This window comes from Streptomyces catenulae, assembly GCF_000718015.1.
Classification (GTDB): domain Bacteria; phylum Actinomycetota; class Actinomycetes; order Streptomycetales; family Streptomycetaceae; genus Streptomyces; species Streptomyces catenulae.
The window spans coordinates 70,634-86,903 of sequence record NZ_JODY01000029.1 but is presented as its reverse complement, the minus strand read 5'-3'; the positions used below and the strand labels follow the sequence as shown (position 1 = coordinate 86,903).

The following is a 16,270-nucleotide window of genomic DNA, read 5'->3' as shown; positions in this document are numbered from 1 at the left end:
CGTCGGGGCGGGGGCGGGGCCAGCGGTGAACGCGGCGCCGCACGCCGTCCACGACGGGTCCGGAAGAAGCGCGCCCCGGGCCGAGGCCCCCGCCGCCCCGGGCTGAAGCCCCGCCACTCCGGCCCGAAGCCCCCTCCGCTCCGCGCTGAGGCTCCCATTCCGGACCTGGGCCCCCACTCCACTTCCTCCCCGCCCTGACGCACCCTCACCACGCGGGCGTCCCCGGCTCATCCCCTATTCCGACCCCTAAGGGTGAGGGGGTCCCCACTCCATCCCCTCCCCGCCTGACGGCCACTCACCCACCAGCCGTCCCCCAGCTGTCCCGCACTCCACCCCCCAGATATCCCTGACGGAAAACCGGACACGCACCCCCACCGAAGCCCCATCGAGGCCCCACCGAAGCCCCATCGCGACCCAACCAAGTCCCCCCGAAGCCCAACCGAGGTCCAGCCGAGGCCCCCGAAGCCCCACCGAGCCCCGGCCAAGCTCCACCCAAGCCCCCCACCAAGCTCCCCCCAAGCCCCCGCCAAGCCCCCACCAAGCATCAGCCGAGCCTCCGTCAAGCCCCCGTCCCCCGTCGAGGGTTGCCGGATCAGACCGAGCGGATAAAGTGCAGAAGATCTTCCGCTTCCGCCCGCGCCGCGCACCGGCCCGCGCCCCACCGCGACCCGGAGCCCGTGCGGTCGGCCGGACGGCCCGTCAAGACCGTTTCCGCGCTCCTGCCCGGCCCCTCCCCCGTACCGCCGCCGCCATCGCTCCGAGGACCAGCCCGATGTCACCCCAGATACCCTCCCGCCGTCGGGCAGAGTCTTCGCCGCTCGGTGCCGCGCTGCTCACCCTGGTGGCCGCGCTCCTGATCACCGGCGGCCTGTGCCTGTGGGCCGTCCTCGCCGCCCCGGAGACCGTCCGCACCGCGCTCGCCTGGGGCGGCGGTCTCGCGGCCGTGGCGCTGAGCGGCTCGCTCGCCGCCGCCGTGTTCGGACTGCGCCAGGCCCGCGTGCACCGCGGCCGTGTCGAGGCGGTCCGCGCCGAGGCCGAGCGGCTCGCCGACGAGACGCTGCCCGCGGTCGTCGCGCAGCTGCGTACCGGTTCGTCCGCCGACACCGCGCTCAGCCGGGTCCCGCTGCCCACCGCCCCCGCCCACCAGCGCATCGTCCGCAGTCTGGCCGAGGAGGTCGGCCGCGGGGAGCGGATGCGGGCCGCCGCGATGGCCGCCTGCGCGAACGCCGCCGGACGCGTCCAGGCGCTCTCCACGAGCATGCTCGCCGATCTGCGCGAGATGGAGCACCGGCACGGTGAGGAGGTCCTCGGCGACCTGCTGAAGCTGGACCACTCCACGGCGCAGGCGGGGCGCCTCGCCGACTCCATCGCGGTGCTCACCGGCGCCCGTTCGGGCCGCCGCTGGAACAAGCCGATCTCGATGGAGAGCGTGCTGCGCGGCGCCATGGGCCGGATCAGCGCCTACCGCCGGGTGCAGCTGCACAACAGCAGCACCCTCGCGGTCGCCGGGCACGCCGCCGAGGGCATCATGCACGCGCTCGCCGAGATCATGGACAACGCGACGTCCTTCTCGCCGCCGTCGTCCGCGGTCCACGTCTACGTCGAGGAGACGCAGGCGGGCGTCGTCGTCAGCGTCGAGGACAGCGGTCTGGTGATGGGGGAGACGGCGCTGCGCCGCGCCGAGGCGGCCGTCTCCGCCGACTCCCTGGACCTGATGTCGCTGTCCGGTACGCGTCTGGGTCTCGCCGTCGTCGGCTGTCTGGCCCGCAAGCACGGGCTGAACGTGTCGTTCCGCCCGTCGGCGCGCGGCGGCACCAGCGTCGTGGTGCTCATCCCGCAGCAGCTGGTCACCGAGGCGCGCCCGCTGGTGCGGGAGCCGGAGCGGCCGGTCGTGCCGGACACCGTGCCCGAGTCGCTGACCCGCCCGCCCGGTCCGCGCCACGCCTCGCGCCGGGCGCCGTCGGAGTCCGCGCCGCGCCACGCCGCGCATCGGGACCCGGCCGAGCCGGTCGCCCCGCTCGCCCCGTTCCCGCCCGAGCCGCCGCAGGCCACGCAGCCGGCCGCGGCGGAGGCGCCCGCGCCGCGGAGCGCGATCCCGCCGCAGCAGAGCCGCCGACCGGCCGCGCCCGCCCCGGAGTTCGGCGAGAGCGGGCTGCCCAAGCGCCGCCGCGGTCAGACGCTGGCCTCGTCGGGCGGCAGCGGCGCCCCGGCGCCGAAGCCCGCGCCGCGGCCCGCCGCGCCCCGCCCGGCCCGCTCCCGCCAGGAGGCGGCGGAGCGGTTCCGTACCTTCCGCCGTGCCGTCGGCCGTGGCCCGGACGCCGCCGGTGGCGCCCCCGATCCTTCGCAGACCCCCACCCCCGCTCCCCCGGAGGACGAGACCCGATGACGAACACGACCGATCACAGCCTCGACTGGATGCTGGAGAACCTGCTCCAGAAGACGCCGGGCGCCCGCCACGCCCTGGTGCTCTCCCGCGACGGCCTGAAGCTGTGCCACTCCCCGGGTCTGACCGTCGATCAGGCCGACCAGCTGGCCGCCATCGCGTCGGGCATCCAGAGCCTGTCGCACGGCGCGTCCGTGGAGTTCGGCGACGGCACCGGCGGGGTCCGGCAGGCGATGACGGAGTTCCACGGCGGCATCCTCTTCATAGTCGAGGCCGGGCACGGCGCCCATCTGGCCCTGCTGGCCGTCGAGGACGCCGATGTCGGTCTGATCGGCTTCAACATGAACGAGTTGGTCGAGCAGATCGGCGAGTACCTCCAGGCGGCCCCGCGCGGCGAGGGCGGCCGGACGCTCAGCCCGGGGCAGCAGGCATGATGCGGCTCGGTCCCGACGACGATCCGGACCGGCTCTACACCGTCACCGGGGGCCGCAGCCGCGCCGCCGACGACCTCAACCTCGACCTGGTCACCCTGATCGTCAGCGAGTGCGATCCGGCGCCCGGCATGCAGTCGGAGCACGTCCGGATCCTGTCCATGTGCCGCCATCCGATGGCCGTCGTGGAGGTCTCGGCGGAGCTGCGGATGCCGGTGAGCGTCGTGCGGATCCTCCTGTCGGACCTGCTCGACTCCGGCAAGGTGACGGCCCGCCACCCCCGGCCCGTCACCGCGGCCCACCTTCCCGACACCGACCTGCTGAAGGAGGTGCTCGATGCACTCCACCGCCTCTGACGGGGGCCCCGGAGCCGCACCGGCGCCCGACGCCCACGCCGATCCGTCCCGCACCCCGCTGCGGGACACCGCGGACAACGGCCTGAAAATCGTCATCGTCGGCGGCTTCGGCGTCGGCAAGACCACCATGGTCCGGTCCGTCAGCGAGATCCGTCCGCTGAGCACCGAGGAGACCATGACCCGGGCGGGCGTCGGCGTCGACGACCCGTCCGGTGTCGAGGCGAAGTCCACGACGACCGTCGCCTTCGACTTCGGCCGGATCAGCATCAACGACAGCACGGTGCTGTACCTGTTCGGCGCCCCCGGCCAGGAACGTTTCTGGTTCCTGTGGGACCGGCTGTTCGCCGGGACGCTCGGTGCCGTGGTGCTGGTCGACACCCGCCGCCTGGACGACTCCTGGTACGCGATCGACCGGCTGGAGGCGCACGGGATGCCGTTCATCGTGGCGGTGAACGACTTCGGCGGGCCGCAGCACACCCTGGAGCAGGTCCGCGAGGCGCTGGACCTGTCGCCGGAGATCCCGCTGGTGGCGTGTGATGCGCGCGACCGGAAGTCCAGCAAGTCCGTGCTGATCTCGCTGGCCCACCACCTCTACTCCCTGTCCGCCCCTCACGAGACCGTGAAGGCCGCCCCGTGACCGAGCAGTTCCCCCCGCCCGGCTGCCCCGCGCACGCCTCCGCCCCGCACCCGTCCGGCGCCGTCCGGCTCTACGGTGACGGGCTCAGCGGCGATCCGGCGCGGCTCTACCGTGAGCTGCGGCGCGAGCACGGGCCGGTCGCGCCGGTCCTGCTGGACGGCGACATCCCCGCCTGGTTCGTCCTCGGCTACCGCGAGGTGCACCAGGTGACGTCCAACAACGAGCTGTTCGCGCGCGACTCGCGGCGCTGGCACGCCTGGGAGTCGATCCCCGCGGACTGGTCGCTGATGCCGTTCGTCGGCTACCAGCCGTCGGTGATGTTCGCGGAGGGCGCCGAGCACCGCCGCCGTTCCGGGGCGATCAGTGACGCGCTGCTCGCCATCGACCAGTTCGAGCTGCGGCAGATCTGCGAGCGGCTGGCGGACGGGCTGATCGACACGTTCGCCGGGAGCGGTGAGGCGGATCTGATGGCGCACTACGCGCTGCGGCTGCCGCTGCTCGTCGTCACCGAGCTGTTCGGTATCGCCGCGACGGAGGTGCCGCAGCTGGTGCGGGACATCTCCGAGTCGCTGGACGAGGGGCCGGGCGCCATCGACGCGCACCAGCGGGTCGCCGCCCGGATGGCGCGGCTGGTGCACGAGCGCAAGGAGCGGCCCGCCGCCGATGTGCCGTCGCGGCTGCTGACGCACCACGCGAAGCTGGCCGAGGAGGAGGTGGTCATCGATCTGCTGGTGGTGATGGCCGCCGCCCAGCAGCCGACCGCCAACTGGATCGGCAACACGCTGCGGCTGATGCTGACCGACGACCGCTTCGCGGTGTCGCTCTCGGGCGGGCGGCGCAGCGTCGGTCAGGCGCTCAACGAGGTGTTGTGGCAGGACACCCCGACGCAGAACTACATCGGCCGCTGGGCGTCCCGCGACACCCAGTTGGGCGGGCGGCGGATCCGCGCCGGTGACCTGCTGGTCATGGGCCTGGCAGCCGCCAACAACGATCCGCAGGTCAGCCCGGACTTCACCACGGCCGGTACGGACAGCAACCAGGCCCATATGTCGTTCAGCCACGGCGAGCACGCCTGCCCCTATCCGGCCCCCGAGATCGCCGAGGTCATCGCGCGGGCGGCGGTCGAGGTGCTGCTCGACCGGCTGCCGGACGTGATGCTGGCGGTGCCCGCCAAGGACCTGGTGTGGCATCCGTCGCTGTGGATGCGCGGACTGACCGCGCTCCCGGTGGAGTTCACCCCCGCGTACGCGCCGGTGTGAAGCGCACCGGGAGGGCGTCCAGGCCCCGGGTGAAGATGCCCTCTTCGCGCGGGGCCGCGCCGTCCGCGAGAGCCAGGTCGGGCAGCGCGTCGAGGAGCATCCCGACGCCCGTCTCGACCTCCGCCTTGGCCAGCAGTGCGCCGACGCAGAAGTGGCGGCCGAGGGCGAACGACAGGTGGTCGGCGGCGGCGGAGAACGCGGTGGTGGCCGCGAGGTCGGTGCGGTGGATGTCGAAGGTGTCGGGGTCGGCGTAGCGGCGTTCGTCGCGTCCGGCGGCGCCGATGAGGCAGGTGACGGTGGCGCCCGCGGGGATCGTTCCCCCGGCGATCTCCACGTCCTCGGACGGCTGCCGCATGATCATGTGGACCGGCGGGGTGTACCGCAGGGTCTCCGCGAAGGCGGGCGCGATCAGTGACCGGTCCGCGCGTACCGCGGCCAGCTGCTCGGGGTGGCGCAGCAGGTTGTACATGAGGGCGGAGAGCGCCTTGTCGGTGGTCTCGCCCCCGGCGGTGAGCAGCAGCGAGCAGAACGCCTTGATGTCCTCGTCGCTCATCTGCGTCCCGTCGATCTCCGCGGCGCAGAGCGTGGAGAGCAGGTCGTCGCCGGGGTTCGCGCGCCGGTCGCGGATGATCGGGAGCAGGTACGCGGCGAACTCGTCGCGGGTGCGCAGTCCGGCGGCAGCGACGTCGGGGTCCTGGGCGAGGTTGCCGAGGAAGCCCATGATCGCGGTGTACCAGCGGTGGAAGCGGTCGTGGTCGGCGCGGTCGAGACCGAGCATGTCGACGATGACGTTGATGGGGAAGCGGGTCGCGAACTGTGCGACGAGGTCGGCGCTGCCGGTGTCCTGGAAGGCGTCGATGAGGTCGCGGGCGTTGCGTTCGATGACCGGCAGGAACGCGGTCTCCAGGGTCTTGCCGCGGAAGGCGGGGGCGACCAGGGCGCGGCGGACGGCGTGTTCGCGGCCGCTCATCTGGAGGATGGTGCGGCCGTGCACCGGCTCCAGCTGCCAGTTGTAGTTCTCGGTGGTGAAGAGCGGGTCCTTGAAGGCGCGCTCGACGTCCTCGTAGCGGGAGAGGACGTAGCTGTCGGTGGCCTCGTGGTGGATGAGCGGGAAGTCGTCGCGCAGGACGCGGTAGGCGCGGTGCGGGTCCGCGTGGAACTCGGGCGACAGGATGTCCGGCGGCACTGCTCGGCTCACGGGCACGGCACTCCTCGGTAGATGTAGACAACACGCAATGGGGTGCGGAGGTTCCCGCGCGTCCGGCGGCCACCCCCGTGCCCCCGCACGGGGCCACAGGCACACCAAAGATCGTCTTGGACCGGCCACTTATCAAGAGGCGTTCGGCCCCGCCCTCGCCGGAAGCGGACCGTTCCCCTCCCCTCACGCGAGGCAACGAATCCACCCCGCCACCCATCTGACCTGCGATTTTACCCATTCCTGACGGAACGGAAAGTGCCGCCGTCCGCGCTTTTGGATCTTCCACCGAACTCTCGGCCGCACCCCCTCGATGGCGTCACACGTCACAGTGGCACAACGTGCCATCCAGGCGTACGGTGGAACTCCTGGGTCACCCACCCGGAACTCCACGGGCCCGCACCGGACCCCGTCGAGCACGACCTCGGGGACGAAGGAGAAGCACATGAACCGCTACGAAGGGCGCCGCGCGCTGGTCACCGGCGGCGGCTCCGGCATCGGTCAGGCCACCGTGCTGCGGATGCTCGCCGAGGGCGGCACCGTCGTCGCCGCCGATGTGAGCGAGGACGGACTCCGCGACACCGTCGCCAAGGCGGGCGCCGCCGCCGACCGCCTCACCACCCTGATCACCGACATCGCCGACGAGACCTCCGTCCGCGAAGGCGTCGCCGCCGCCGTCGCCGCGCTCGGCGGTCTGGACGTCCTGGTCAACGCGGCGGGCATCCTCCGCTCCTCGCACACCCACGAGACGTCCCTCGCGTCCTTCACCAAGATCCTCCAGGTCAACCTGGTCGGCACCTTCCTGGTGATCCGCGAGGCGCTGCCCGCGCTGCGCGACGGCCACGCCCCCGCCGTCGTCAACTTCAGCTCCACCTCCGCCCAGTTCGCGCACCCGTACATGGCGGCGTACGCGGCGAGCAAGGGCGGCATCCAGTCCATGACGCACGCGCTGGCCAGCGAGTACGCGCAGGACGGCATCCGCTTCACCGCCGTCCAGCCCGGTTCCATCTCCTCCGGGATGACCGACGCCAGCGGCGCCAGTCGGCAGAGCGCCGGACCGGGGCTGCCCGCCGACGCCGACATGCGCCTCTTCGCCAAGCTCTCCCCGGCGCTGGGCGACGGCTTCGCCGGGCCCGAGACCGTCGCCTCCGTCGTCGCGATGCTCGCCTCCGAGGACGGCGCCTTCGTCACCGGTACGGAGATCCGGATCGACGGCGGGACGCACTTCTGACCCCGCCCGCACGGCACGACGTGCCGGGGCGCCGGATCGCGCCGCCCCGGCGCCCCGTGTCTAAGGTGGTCCGGTGAACCTCACCGAACGCCGTAAGGCCGCCACCCAGTTGGAGATCGCCCGCGCCGCCGCGTCCCTCTTCGCGAAGGGCGGCTCGGACGCCACCACCGCCGAGGCCATCGCCGAACGCGCCGGGGTCAGCCTGCGGACGTTCTACCGCTACTTCCGCACCAAGCAGGAGGCGGTCGCCCCGCTGCTCTCCTTCGGCGCCCGCCGCTGGCAGGAGTTGCTCGCCGCCGTCCCGAAGGACGTCCCGCTGCCGGACGCGCTGACGCGGGCGGCGGAGCAGGCGATGGCCGACGCGGAGACGGCGACCGCCGAATCCCTGGAGTGGACCCGTGGCCTGCTCCGCGCCGCCTCCGGCGACCCGGCGCTGGCCGCGGTCTGGGCCCGCGTCAACCACGACTCGGAACAGCGCCTCGCCCCGCTGCTCGCCGACCGCACCGGCTCCACCCCCGACGCCCTGTTCTCCCGTCGCCGCCCCGCCGACCCGTTCAGCGGTGCTCCGCCCGCCTCAGCCGCCGAGCGCCCCGCCGCGCACCGCCCCGACGAACGCCGCCCACGACGGCGCCTCGAAGACCAGCGCCGGACCCTGCGGATCCTTGCTGTCCCGGACGGGGACGAGGGAGGGGTGGCCGTCGGCGATTTCGATGCACTGGCCGCCGTCAGAGTTGCTGTAGCTGGACTTACGCCAGGTGGCGGTGGCCAGGAAGTCGTCGGAGACCTCGATGCACTCGCCGCCGTCCGAATTGCTGTAGCTGCTCTTGCGCCAGCTGGCGGCGCTCAGGTCGATGGATCGCACGGCAACTCCTCCAACATCCGCATGATGAACTTCCGCGACTCGGGCGGTGTGAGCGCCAGGTCACGCACCGCATCGTACGCGAGCTGAAGACGCTCAACAGGGCCCGATTCCTCGATGAGTTCACCCCGGTAGGCGTTCTCGGCGTACGCCACCGTGTCTCCGTTCTGCATCCGCAGAAACATCACGCCGGTGCTGTTCAGACCGTGCAGCCCAGCGCTGAAGGGCAGCACCTGGATGGTCACGTTCGGCTGGTCGGCGAGCTTCAGCAGGTACTCCAGTTGCTCCCGCCAGGCGGCGGTGTCCCGGAGCGGGGTCCGCAGTACGGCTTCGGAGAGGATCGTGCGGAAGCGCGGCGCCATCTCCCCCTCCAGCAGCTCCCGTCGGCTTATCCGCGCACCGATCTGACGCTCCAGCTCCTCGCCCTTGAACCCGCCCGCCATCAGCAGTTCCCGCGCGTACGCCTCGGTCTGCAGAAGACCCGGCAGAACACTGACCGCGTGGTGCCAGAGACTGATCGCCTCCGCCTCGAACTTCATGTAGCGCTGATAACGCTTGTGGAACCTGTTGGGGTCGCCCGCTGCCAGCTCCCAGAGCGTCAGCAGCAGCACACCGGTCCCGTAGAACTGATCCAGCCCCTGGACGACATCCGGGCTGCCGATCGTGGCGCCGGATTCCATCTTCCCGAACAGCGAGGCGTCCCAGCCCATCGCCTCCCCCAGCTCGCGGAAGCTGAGCCGCTTCCCCAGCCGCAGCCGTCGGCACTCCTCCGCGAACCGTTGCCCGGGGTCCTGACTGAGCCCACTGATGGCCCTCCTCGGCGGCATTCCACACCCCTCCTCAACTCGTGACGTAATGGCGGTGCGACGCAATGTAGTTGCCGCTTTCGGGGTCCGCAGGCGTACGGGGCGCCGCTGCGGGGGCGCATGGAGCGGGGCGGCGGCGCGGGGCGAAACGGAGTGCTTCAGTCCGCTCGGAGATCGTCGGAACCAACGCCCTGACCTGCGCTTTTACGCCGTTGGACGGGAATGACAACGGTCACCGGTGCAGCCTTTGAAAGACCGGAAAAAGTGCGCTTTGCTGCGCATGAACGCCCTCGGAGGAAGTTCCAGGAAGGAGCACGTCTTGCGCGAGCACGCCCACGGGCAGCACCCCGGCGGTGACCGTCCGCACGGCCACCGCCCGGATCACTCCCACGCCCACGGTCACGGCGGCCACAGCCACGCCCACACCGTCTCGCCGGACGCCGACCGCCGCTGGCTGCGCGCCGCGCTCGCGCTGATCTGTGCGTTCATGGCGGTCGAGGTCGTCATCGGCGTCGTCGCCCGCTCGCTGGCGCTGCTCTCCGACGCGGCGCACATGCTGACCGACGCGGCGTCGATCGTGCTCGCGCTGGTCGCCATGCGGCTCGCCGCCCGGCCCGCCCGCGGCGGCTACACCTACGGCCTCAAGCGCGCCGAAATCCTCTCCGCCCAGGCCAACGGCATCACGCTGCTGGTGCTGTCGGTCTGGCTGGCGTACGAGGCGGTGCGGCGGCTGATCGAACCGCCCGAGGTCACCGGCGGACTGGTGCTGGTCACGGCGCTGGCGGGCGTGGTCGTGAACCTGATCGCGACGTGGTTCCTCTCCCGCGCCAACCGCTCCAGCCTCAACGTCGAGGGCGCCTACCAACACATCCTGACCGACCTCTTCGGCTTCGTCGCCACCGCCGTCGCCGGACTCATCGTCTGGACCACCGGCTTCGCCCGGGCGGACGCGCTGGCCACGCTCGTCGTCGTCGCGCTGATGCTGCGCGCCGGGTACGGGCTGGTGCGCGAGTCCGGGCGGATCTTCCTGGAGGCGGCGCCCGCGGGCGTCGACCCGGACGCGCTCGGCGACCACCTCGTCGCGGCGGACGAGGTCGCCGAGGTCCACGACCTGCACCTGTGGCAGATCACCTCCGGCGAACCCGCCCTCTCCGCCCACATCCTGGTCGCCCCCTCCGGCGACTGCCACAAGGTCCGCCGCCGCCTCCAGGACCTCCTGATCACCGAATACGGCATCACCCACGCCACGCTCCAGGTCGACCACGTCGGAGAACGGGACGCCGACACCGTCCTGCACGTCGGCTCCGGCCCCACCCCCGAGGCAGCGGCACCCGGCCACTGCGAGGACTCCCACGGCCCGGTACACCGGCGGGGGCCACACCGGCACTGACCGGCGGGGGCGGGTCCTACGGGGGGGCGACACCGACGTGCGGCAGAGGTCGGTGTGCCGGTCGGGAACATCCCCGCAATTCGCGGGGCCGACGAGGGTTACAGCTCGCCGGGGCTGTACCGCGGGGGAACATCCCCGCATCCGCGGGGCCGACTGCGCGACCTCCTCCAGCACCACGGCGGTGGCCGGAACATCCCCGCATCCGCGGGGCCGACTCCGTCGCTGGGCCCGGCCTAATCGTCGGGTCAGGAACATCCCCGCATCCGCGGGGCCGACTTCGCTGCGCCGGGCCGCTCGCGGGTTTCGCGGGGAACATCCCCGCATCCGCGGGGCCGACGCCCAGGAGATGCCCTCCCCGTCGCTGGTGTTGGGAACATCCCCGCATCCGCGGGGCCGACACTTGCCGACCTGCGACGTTAGTCGAGAGGGGGCGTGGGGGAGTGGTAGTTCCACCGCTCTGGCTGGGAACGAACCGTCGGGCCGGTCCACCGGCGCGGCCGCACCCGCGCTGAGCAGCACCGATGGCACCACAGTCCACCGAAAGCCAGCTCCTGGAGGGGAATGCCGTGCTCGCACTGCGTCCGGCCCATGTCACCGATCACCCCACGCTCGTCCACTGCGTACGGAACTGGTGGGGCGACTCCCGCACCCCGGAAGAGGCCCGCGAACTCTCCCTCCTGCTGCCGCGCCTCTTCCTCCAGTTCTTCTCCCGGACGAGCCTGATCCTGGAGGAGCCCGGTCGTCCGGGCTCCCCGGGGGACGCGGGCGAGGCCGGAGGCGAGGGGCGGGTGCGGGCGTTCCTGGTGGGCTTTCACGCACCGGAGAACGAGAGCGACGCGTACATCCACTTCGTCGGGGTGCATCCCGCGCTCCGGGGACAGGGCGTCGGCCGACAGCTCTACGCGGCGTTCTTCGAGCGCGCGGCAGCGGCGGGCCGTACCGATGTCCGCGCGATCGTCTCCCCGGGGAACGCCGCCTCGCTCGCGTTCCACCAGGCAATGGGGTTCGTCCCGGAGGGGGACGGGGACCGCGTCGTCGACGGGCTCCCGGTGCACGCGGACTACGACGGTCCGGGCGAGGACCGGGTGTGCTTCCGCCGACGGCTCGGTGATCACTGAGCCGGGACAGGGGCGGAACAGGCCCGGTGCCGTGGGCCCGGCCTTCTCTCAGGAAGCCTGCCTGAGCGAGGGGCCTGGCTTTCTTTCAGGAAGCCTGCCTGAGCGAGGGGCCTGGCTTACTTTCAGGAAGCCTGCCTGAGCGAGGGGCCCGGCTTTCTTTCAGGAAGCCTGCCTGAGCGAGGGATCTGGCCTTCTCTCAGGAAGCCTGCCTGAGCGAGGGGCCTGGCTTACTTTCAGGAAGCCTGCCTGAGCGAGGGGTGCTCAGGCAGGGCGCTTTGCGGGGTGCGGGCCGGGTGCCCGGGCTTTCTTTCAGGGAGTCTGGCTGAAAGAAAGCCCGGGCACCGGGCGGGCCACCGGCGTCGTCGCGGCGGTGGCGGGCGCCGCCTAGCCGCGCTGCATCAGCTGGATCAGGTTTCCGCAGGTGTCGTCGAGCACCGCGGTGGTGACCGGCCCCGTCGTCCGCGGCTCCTGGGTGAAGCTGACGCCGAGCGCCCGCAGCCGGTCGTGCTCGGCGGACACGTCGTCCACGGCGAACGAGGCGGCGGGGATGCCGTCCAGGAACAGCGCCGCCTTGTACGGGGGCACCGCGGGGTGGCCGGAGGGTTCCAGGAGCAGTTCGGCGCCGTCGGGGTCCTCGGGGGAGACCACGGTGAGCCAGCGGTCCGCGCCCAGCGGGACGTCCTCCTTCGGCGCGAACCCCAGCATCTCGGTGTAGAACCGCAGCGCCTTGGCCTGGTCGTCGACGAAAACGCTGGTCAGATGGATCTTCATGGTGCCTCCGGTCCTCGGCCCCGAGCGACGCGGTGCGCCCGGGGAGGTGGGTAGCGGGGTCGTTCCCCGGTGCGGTGCCCTGCGAACCATGGTCACGGCGGGGCACCCGTGGCGGGGTGCGGGACACGGGGCAGTCCGTACCCGGTCTCTGAGCACGGGTCGGATACGGCGGGGAGGACGCCCGGCCCCGGGACGCCGGGGCGAGGCGCGGGGCGCCGGGGCACCGGGGCGAGGCGCAGTGCCCCGGGGCGGGGCGCGGGGGCGGGGCGCGGGGCGCCGGGGCGGGGCGCCGGGGTGCCGTCCCCGGATAGCGCCCCGTGCCGTATCCGGCCACCTGGCCGCCACCGGGCGGGTGAACCGTGCCGGTGACCCGGTGGCGGTGGGGCCCGCGCGCGGTGGGCGGTGCTCGGATGGGCGGATGCGAACCCTCCTCCTGAGCGCCCTGCTGTGCACCGCCGCCGCCCTCCCCGGTCGCGCCGTGGCCGCCGGGACCCCGGCGGAACCCGCGCCGCCGCAGGTGGCGGTCGAGGTCAGCGACGGCACCGACCGGGCGGAGGCGGGCGACCGGCTCGACTACCGCATCACGGTCCGCAACCTCGGCGACGCCCCGCTGCGCGGCGCCCGCATCGAGGCCCGGCTGCCCGCCACCACCGAGTCCGCCGACGCGCCCGAGGGCCGCGTCACCGACGACCACACCGCCGTCTGGCACGCCGACCTCGCCCCGGGCGGCCTCCGGGTGCTGACCGCCAGCGCCGTCCTCGGCGACCGCCCCGACGGGCCCTCCGCCGCCCCCGGCACGCTCCGCGCCGCCACCACCGTCTGCGTCCACGCCCCCGGTGTCGCCGCCCCCGCCGCCTGCACCGGCGACATCGACGACCTGCCCGAAACCCACGGCGCCGCCGCCGGACACCCCTGGCTGTCCTGGACCTCCTGGACCCCGTGGCTGCTCGTCATGGGCCTGCTGGTGGGCGCCGGGCTGCTGCGCCGGGGACGGCGCCGGACGGCGGCGGCAGCGGCAGCGGCTACGGCTACGGCTGCGACCGCCGCCTCGACCGCCGCGACCGTGCCCACCGTGCCCCCGGCGGCCACGGCACCGCCCGCGCCCGCCGGCCCCCCGGAGCCCGCCCCGTCCGCGACGTCCGCCCCGTCCGCGCAGGGCGCCACCTCGGCCCGGACCTGACGGCGGCGGGACGCGCCCCCGACCGGCGCGCGGGTCCCGGGCGCGGCGCACGCCCGGGGACCGCACGCCCCCGGCCCGCCCGGTGGGCCCCGCCTCACCCGCCTGCCCCGTCCCCGGTCGCGGTCGGCCGCGGGCCCCGCTTGCCTGGGAGACGGCCCCGCCCGCCGCCGTACGGAAGGAGCGCACGACGTGACCGCGAGCGCACCCCCGCGCGCGAGCGACCGCCGCACGGCGCGCGAGGGAACGCCCCGCGCCTCCCGGCGGCCCGGCCGGGCGGGCGCCGCCATCGTGCTGCTGCTCCTGGCCGCGCTGCTGACACCGGTCTCCCTGGCCGGTGTCTGGGCCCGCGACCAGCTCACCGACACCGGGCGGTACGTCACCGCCGTCGCCCCGCTCGCCCACGACCGCACCATCCAGAACGCGATCGTCGACGACGTCACCACCGGGGTGATGGGCCATGTCCACCTCGACGGGCTGCTGTCCGCGATCCCCCGGCCGCAACGCCCCGCGCTGCGCGAACGGTTCACCCGCGGCATCCGGGAGTTCGTCGACAAGCAGGTCCGGCAGGTCGTGACCGGGCCGTCGTTCCCCACCGTGTGGCGGCAGGTGCACCGCACCGCCCACCAGGCGCTCGACGCCTCCCTCGGCGCCTCCGGTGACACCCCGGTCCGCCTCGACGTCGCCCCCGTCATCGAACGCGTCAAACACCAGCTGTCCGCCAACGGGCTGGGCATCGACATCGCCCGCCGGGTCCCGCACACCGGCACCGAGATCGTGCTGCTGTCCGCCGCCGACGTGCCCCGGGCCCGTACCGCCTACGACGCCGTCCGGACCACCGCGCGGCTGGCGCCCCCGGCCGCCGCGCTCTGCCTCGCCGCCGGGCTCCTGCTGGCCCGCCGCCGACGGCGCGCCCTGACCGTCACGGCGCTCCTCGCCGCGGCCGCCACCGGCGCGCTCGCCGCGGCCCTCCCGCCGGTCCGCTCCCGGGCCCTGGACGCCCTCCCGCACGCGGTCCCACGCCCGGCGGCGGCCGCGTACACGGACGCGCTCACGGCGTCGCTCCACACGGGCATCACCGGGCTGCTCTGCGGAACCCTGGCGACCGCCGCGCTGGCCGCGGCGAGCGGCCCCGTGGTGCGGGCCGTACGCGGCGCCCTACGGAAGCGGCGCGGGGGCGCCTGAGCGGCGCGCCCCGGGACGCGCGGGACGGCCGCCCCCGGAACGCCGAGGCGACCGCCCCCGGGTGCGCCGCCCCAGCCTCTCCCGGGTACGCCGCCCCCGGCCCGCCCACGGGTGCGCCGCCCACCGCGCGCCCCCGGGGCGGCCGAAGCGGACGCCACGCCTCCCGCCGCTCCCGTGAGCCGCCCCGTGGAGCATGCGGAACGCGGCCCCGCGGGAAGCTCCCACGGGGCCGCGTCGGGCCGCGTCAGACCGTGCGCACCGGGCGGGCCGGGCGCCGGGCGCTACATCACCAGCACCGTCTTCCCCTGGGCGCGGCCCTCGCGCTGCTCGGCCACCGCCGCCGGGGCCTCCTCCAACGGGACCTCCCTGCCGACCAGGACCGTCAGACGGCCCGCGTCGACATGTCCGGCGAGGATCTCCAGCAGCTGCGGGGACGGCCGGTTGACGAAGTTGAAGCCGCGGAGGTTGTGATCGGTCAGGACATCCGCGTCGGCCGCGCCGATCGTCGACACCGCCGTACCGCCGTCCCGGACCGTGCGCATCATCCCGGTGAACCCGTCCGCGTCGCTGACCAGGTCGATCAGGACGTCGACGCCGTCCGGGTGGGTGGCCAGCACCTGGTCGGCGACCGGCCCCGCCCCGTGGTCGACGATCTCGGCGGCGCCCAGGGTCAGCATCAGATCCGCCATCACCGGCCGCGCGGTCGCGATGACCTCGGCGCCGCGCCCGTAGGCGATCTGGGTGACGAAGGTGCCGACGCCGCCGGTCGCCCCGACGACCAGCACCCGGCTGCCCTCCCCGATGCGGGTCTCCTCCACCAGGTTGTACGCCGTCATCCCGGCCGTCGGGACCGCCGCCGACGTCGCGTAGGTGACGCTGCGGGCCGCGTGGGCGAGGGACTGCTCGTCGGCGAGGGCCAGTTCGGCGTACGAACCGCCGCCGTGCGCCGGGCGCTGGAACGTGCCGAAGACCGCGTCCCCGGCCGTGAAGCGCCGTACGCCGGTCCCCACGGCCAGCACCTCGCCCGCCCCATCCGCGCCCATGACGAGCGGGAACGACGCGTCGACGGCATCGCCGAACATCCCGCCCGCGATCTTCCAGTCGATGGGGTTGACCCCGGCGGCGGACAGCCGCACCAGGACCTCCCCCGGCCCTGGCTCGGGCTGGGGCAGCTCCAGGAGCTGCGGCTCGGCACCGAATGCGCTGACTGCTACGGCTCTCATCGTGGCGTTCCCTTCCACCCGTCCGACCGGAGGCCGGGCGCGATCGTAAGCACGCCGGACGGGCCCGACGCGGCAGGCGGAAAGGCGGCGCCGCCGAAGCAACTCGTACGGCCCCCGCGCCGCGCCCCATCCGGCCGCCGCACCCGATTGCCCCGGCCCGCGGCCCCTCTGACGGCCCGGATGGCCGCCCCTCCCCGGGGTGCGCGGCGGGCCGCCCCACCCGATTGCCGCGAGGAGAGGACCGGCGCG

Annotated in this window: 15 protein-coding genes and 1 pseudogene; 11 read left to right on the top strand and 5 right to left on the bottom strand. The window is 73.8% G+C overall.

Going from position 1 to position 16,270, the window contains the following annotated elements:
* Nucleotides 1-772 precede the first annotated feature (772 nt).
* The 5 genes from IF23_RS0122920 to IF23_RS0122900 are packed head-to-tail and all read left to right on the top strand — an operon-like array spanning nucleotide 773 to nucleotide 5,066.
* Complete coding sequence (locus IF23_RS0122920; protein ID WP_030286621.1) at nucleotides 773-2,386, top strand: sensor histidine kinase; 1,614 nt, start codon at nucleotides 773-775, stop codon at nucleotides 2,384-2,386.
* Nucleotides 2,383-2,817 carry a roadblock/LC7 domain-containing protein gene (locus IF23_RS0122915; RefSeq protein WP_030286619.1) on the top strand — a complete coding sequence of 145 codons (435 nt, stop codon included), beginning with the start codon at nucleotides 2,383-2,385 and terminating at the stop codon, nucleotides 2,815-2,817. The genes IF23_RS0122920 and IF23_RS0122915 overlap by 4 nt, the downstream gene beginning before the upstream one ends.
* The gene (locus IF23_RS0122910) at nucleotides 2,814-3,170 is read left to right on the top strand and encodes a DUF742 domain-containing protein (protein ID WP_107126998.1); all 357 of its coding nucleotides are present in this window, start codon (nucleotides 2,814-2,816) and stop codon (nucleotides 3,168-3,170) included. The genes IF23_RS0122915 and IF23_RS0122910 overlap by 4 nt, the downstream gene beginning before the upstream one ends.
* Entirely contained in the window at nucleotides 3,151-3,807 is a 657-nt protein-coding gene (locus IF23_RS0122905) for a GTP-binding protein (protein WP_030286615.1), read from the top strand. Before IF23_RS0122910 ends, IF23_RS0122905 begins: the two co-directional genes overlap by 20 nt.
* Complete coding sequence (locus IF23_RS0122900) at nucleotides 3,804-5,066, top strand: cytochrome P450 (protein WP_030286613.1); 1,263 nt, start codon at nucleotides 3,804-3,806, stop codon at nucleotides 5,064-5,066. The genes IF23_RS0122905 and IF23_RS0122900 overlap by 4 nt, the downstream gene beginning before the upstream one ends.
* Here the strand turns inward: IF23_RS0122900 and IF23_RS0122895 are convergent.
* The gene (locus IF23_RS0122895) at nucleotides 5,041-6,264 is read right to left on the bottom strand and encodes a cytochrome P450 (protein ID WP_030286612.1); all 1,224 of its coding nucleotides are present in this window, start codon (nucleotides 6,262-6,264) and stop codon (nucleotides 5,041-5,043) included. The genes IF23_RS0122900 and IF23_RS0122895 overlap by 26 nt on opposite strands.
* Nucleotides 6,265-6,706: 442 nt before the next feature.
* On the opposite strand from IF23_RS0122895, the gene IF23_RS0122890 reads away from it, so the two are divergent.
* Both IF23_RS0122890 and IF23_RS35660 read left to right on the top strand, forming a co-directional pair.
* Nucleotides 6,707-7,492: an SDR family NAD(P)-dependent oxidoreductase gene (locus IF23_RS0122890; protein ID WP_030286610.1), complete on the top strand. Its 786-nt coding sequence runs from the start codon at nucleotides 6,707-6,709 to the stop codon at nucleotides 7,490-7,492.
* A gap of 73 nt (nucleotides 7,493-7,565) precedes the next feature.
* A pseudogene (locus IF23_RS35660) lies at nucleotides 7,566-7,721 on the top strand (TetR family transcriptional regulator); the annotation flags it as partial.
* A gap of 345 nt (nucleotides 7,722-8,066) precedes the next feature.
* Here the strand turns inward: IF23_RS35660 and IF23_RS0122880 are convergent.
* Nucleotides 8,067-8,354 (bottom strand): DUF397 domain-containing protein, encoded by a 288-nt coding sequence (locus tag IF23_RS0122880; protein WP_030286606.1) that lies wholly within the window; start codon nucleotides 8,352-8,354, stop codon nucleotides 8,067-8,069.
* A complete protein-coding gene (locus IF23_RS0122875; RefSeq protein ID WP_030286604.1) occupies nucleotides 8,336-9,178 on the bottom strand; it encodes a helix-turn-helix domain-containing protein in 843 nt (280 codons plus the stop codon). The genes IF23_RS0122880 and IF23_RS0122875 overlap by 19 nt, the downstream gene beginning before the upstream one ends.
* 298 nt (nucleotides 9,179-9,476) lie before the next feature.
* On the opposite strand from IF23_RS0122875, the gene IF23_RS0122870 reads away from it, so the two are divergent.
* Both IF23_RS0122870 and IF23_RS0122865 read left to right on the top strand, forming a co-directional pair.
* The gene (locus IF23_RS0122870; RefSeq protein WP_051739828.1) at nucleotides 9,477-10,547 is read left to right on the top strand and encodes a cation diffusion facilitator family transporter; all 1,071 of its coding nucleotides are present in this window, start codon (nucleotides 9,477-9,479) and stop codon (nucleotides 10,545-10,547) included.
* Between the two features lie 521 nt (nucleotides 10,548-11,068).
* Complete coding sequence (locus tag IF23_RS0122865) at nucleotides 11,069-11,665, top strand: GNAT family N-acetyltransferase (RefSeq protein WP_051739827.1); 597 nt, start codon at nucleotides 11,069-11,071, stop codon at nucleotides 11,663-11,665.
* Nucleotides 11,666-12,049: 384 nt separating this feature from the next.
* On the opposite strand, the gene IF23_RS0122860 is transcribed toward IF23_RS0122865, so the two are convergent.
* Nucleotides 12,050-12,436: a VOC family protein gene (locus IF23_RS0122860; protein WP_030286598.1), complete on the bottom strand. Its 387-nt coding sequence runs from the start codon at nucleotides 12,434-12,436 to the stop codon at nucleotides 12,050-12,052.
* A gap of 418 nt (nucleotides 12,437-12,854) precedes the next feature.
* Here IF23_RS0122860 and IF23_RS0122855 point away from each other — a divergent pair, with 418 nt between their 5' ends.
* Both IF23_RS0122855 and IF23_RS0122850 read left to right on the top strand, forming a co-directional pair.
* The gene (locus tag IF23_RS0122855) at nucleotides 12,855-13,616 is read left to right on the top strand and encodes a COG1361 family protein (protein WP_245655065.1); all 762 of its coding nucleotides are present in this window, start codon (nucleotides 12,855-12,857) and stop codon (nucleotides 13,614-13,616) included.
* Nucleotides 13,617-13,805: 189 nt separating this feature from the next.
* The gene (locus IF23_RS0122850) at nucleotides 13,806-14,798 is read left to right on the top strand and encodes a hypothetical protein (protein WP_030286594.1); all 993 of its coding nucleotides are present in this window, start codon (nucleotides 13,806-13,808) and stop codon (nucleotides 14,796-14,798) included.
* A 281-nt stretch (nucleotides 14,799-15,079) separates the two neighbouring features.
* Here the strand turns inward: IF23_RS0122850 and IF23_RS0122845 are convergent, their stop codons facing one another.
* Nucleotides 15,080-16,021 carry an NADP-dependent oxidoreductase gene (locus IF23_RS0122845; protein ID WP_030286592.1) on the bottom strand — a complete coding sequence of 314 codons (942 nt, stop codon included), beginning with the start codon at nucleotides 16,019-16,021 and terminating at the stop codon, nucleotides 15,080-15,082.
* Nucleotides 16,022-16,270 lie beyond the last annotated feature (249 nt).

Coding starts and splice junctions, on each gene's coding strand:
- IF23_RS0122920 (WP_030286621.1), top strand. CDS start 773: ATGTCACCCCAGATACCCTCCCGCCGTCGGGCAGAGTCTTCGCCGCTC.
- IF23_RS0122915 (WP_030286619.1), top strand. CDS start 2,383: ATGACGAACACGACCGATCACAGCCTCGACTGGATGCTGGAGAACCTG.
- IF23_RS0122910 (WP_107126998.1), top strand. CDS start 2,814: ATGATGCGGCTCGGTCCCGACGACGATCCGGACCGGCTCTACACCGTC.
- IF23_RS0122905 (WP_030286615.1), top strand. CDS start 3,151: ATGCACTCCACCGCCTCTGACGGGGGCCCCGGAGCCGCACCGGCGCCC.
- IF23_RS0122890 (WP_030286610.1), top strand. CDS start 6,707: ATGAACCGCTACGAAGGGCGCCGCGCGCTGGTCACCGGCGGCGGCTCC.
- IF23_RS0122875 (WP_030286604.1), bottom strand. CDS start 9,178: ATGCCGCCGAGGAGGGCCATCAGTGGGCTCAGTCAGGACCCCGGGCAA.
- IF23_RS0122865 (WP_051739827.1), top strand. CDS start 11,069: ATGGCACCACAGTCCACCGAAAGCCAGCTCCTGGAGGGGAATGCCGTG.
- IF23_RS0122860 (WP_030286598.1), bottom strand. CDS start 12,436: ATGAAGATCCATCTGACCAGCGTTTTCGTCGACGACCAGGCCAAGGCG.
- IF23_RS0122855 (WP_245655065.1), top strand. CDS start 12,855: ATGCGAACCCTCCTCCTGAGCGCCCTGCTGTGCACCGCCGCCGCCCTC.
- IF23_RS0122845 (WP_030286592.1), bottom strand. CDS start 16,021: ATGAGAGCCGTAGCAGTCAGCGCATTCGGTGCCGAGCCGCAGCTCCTG.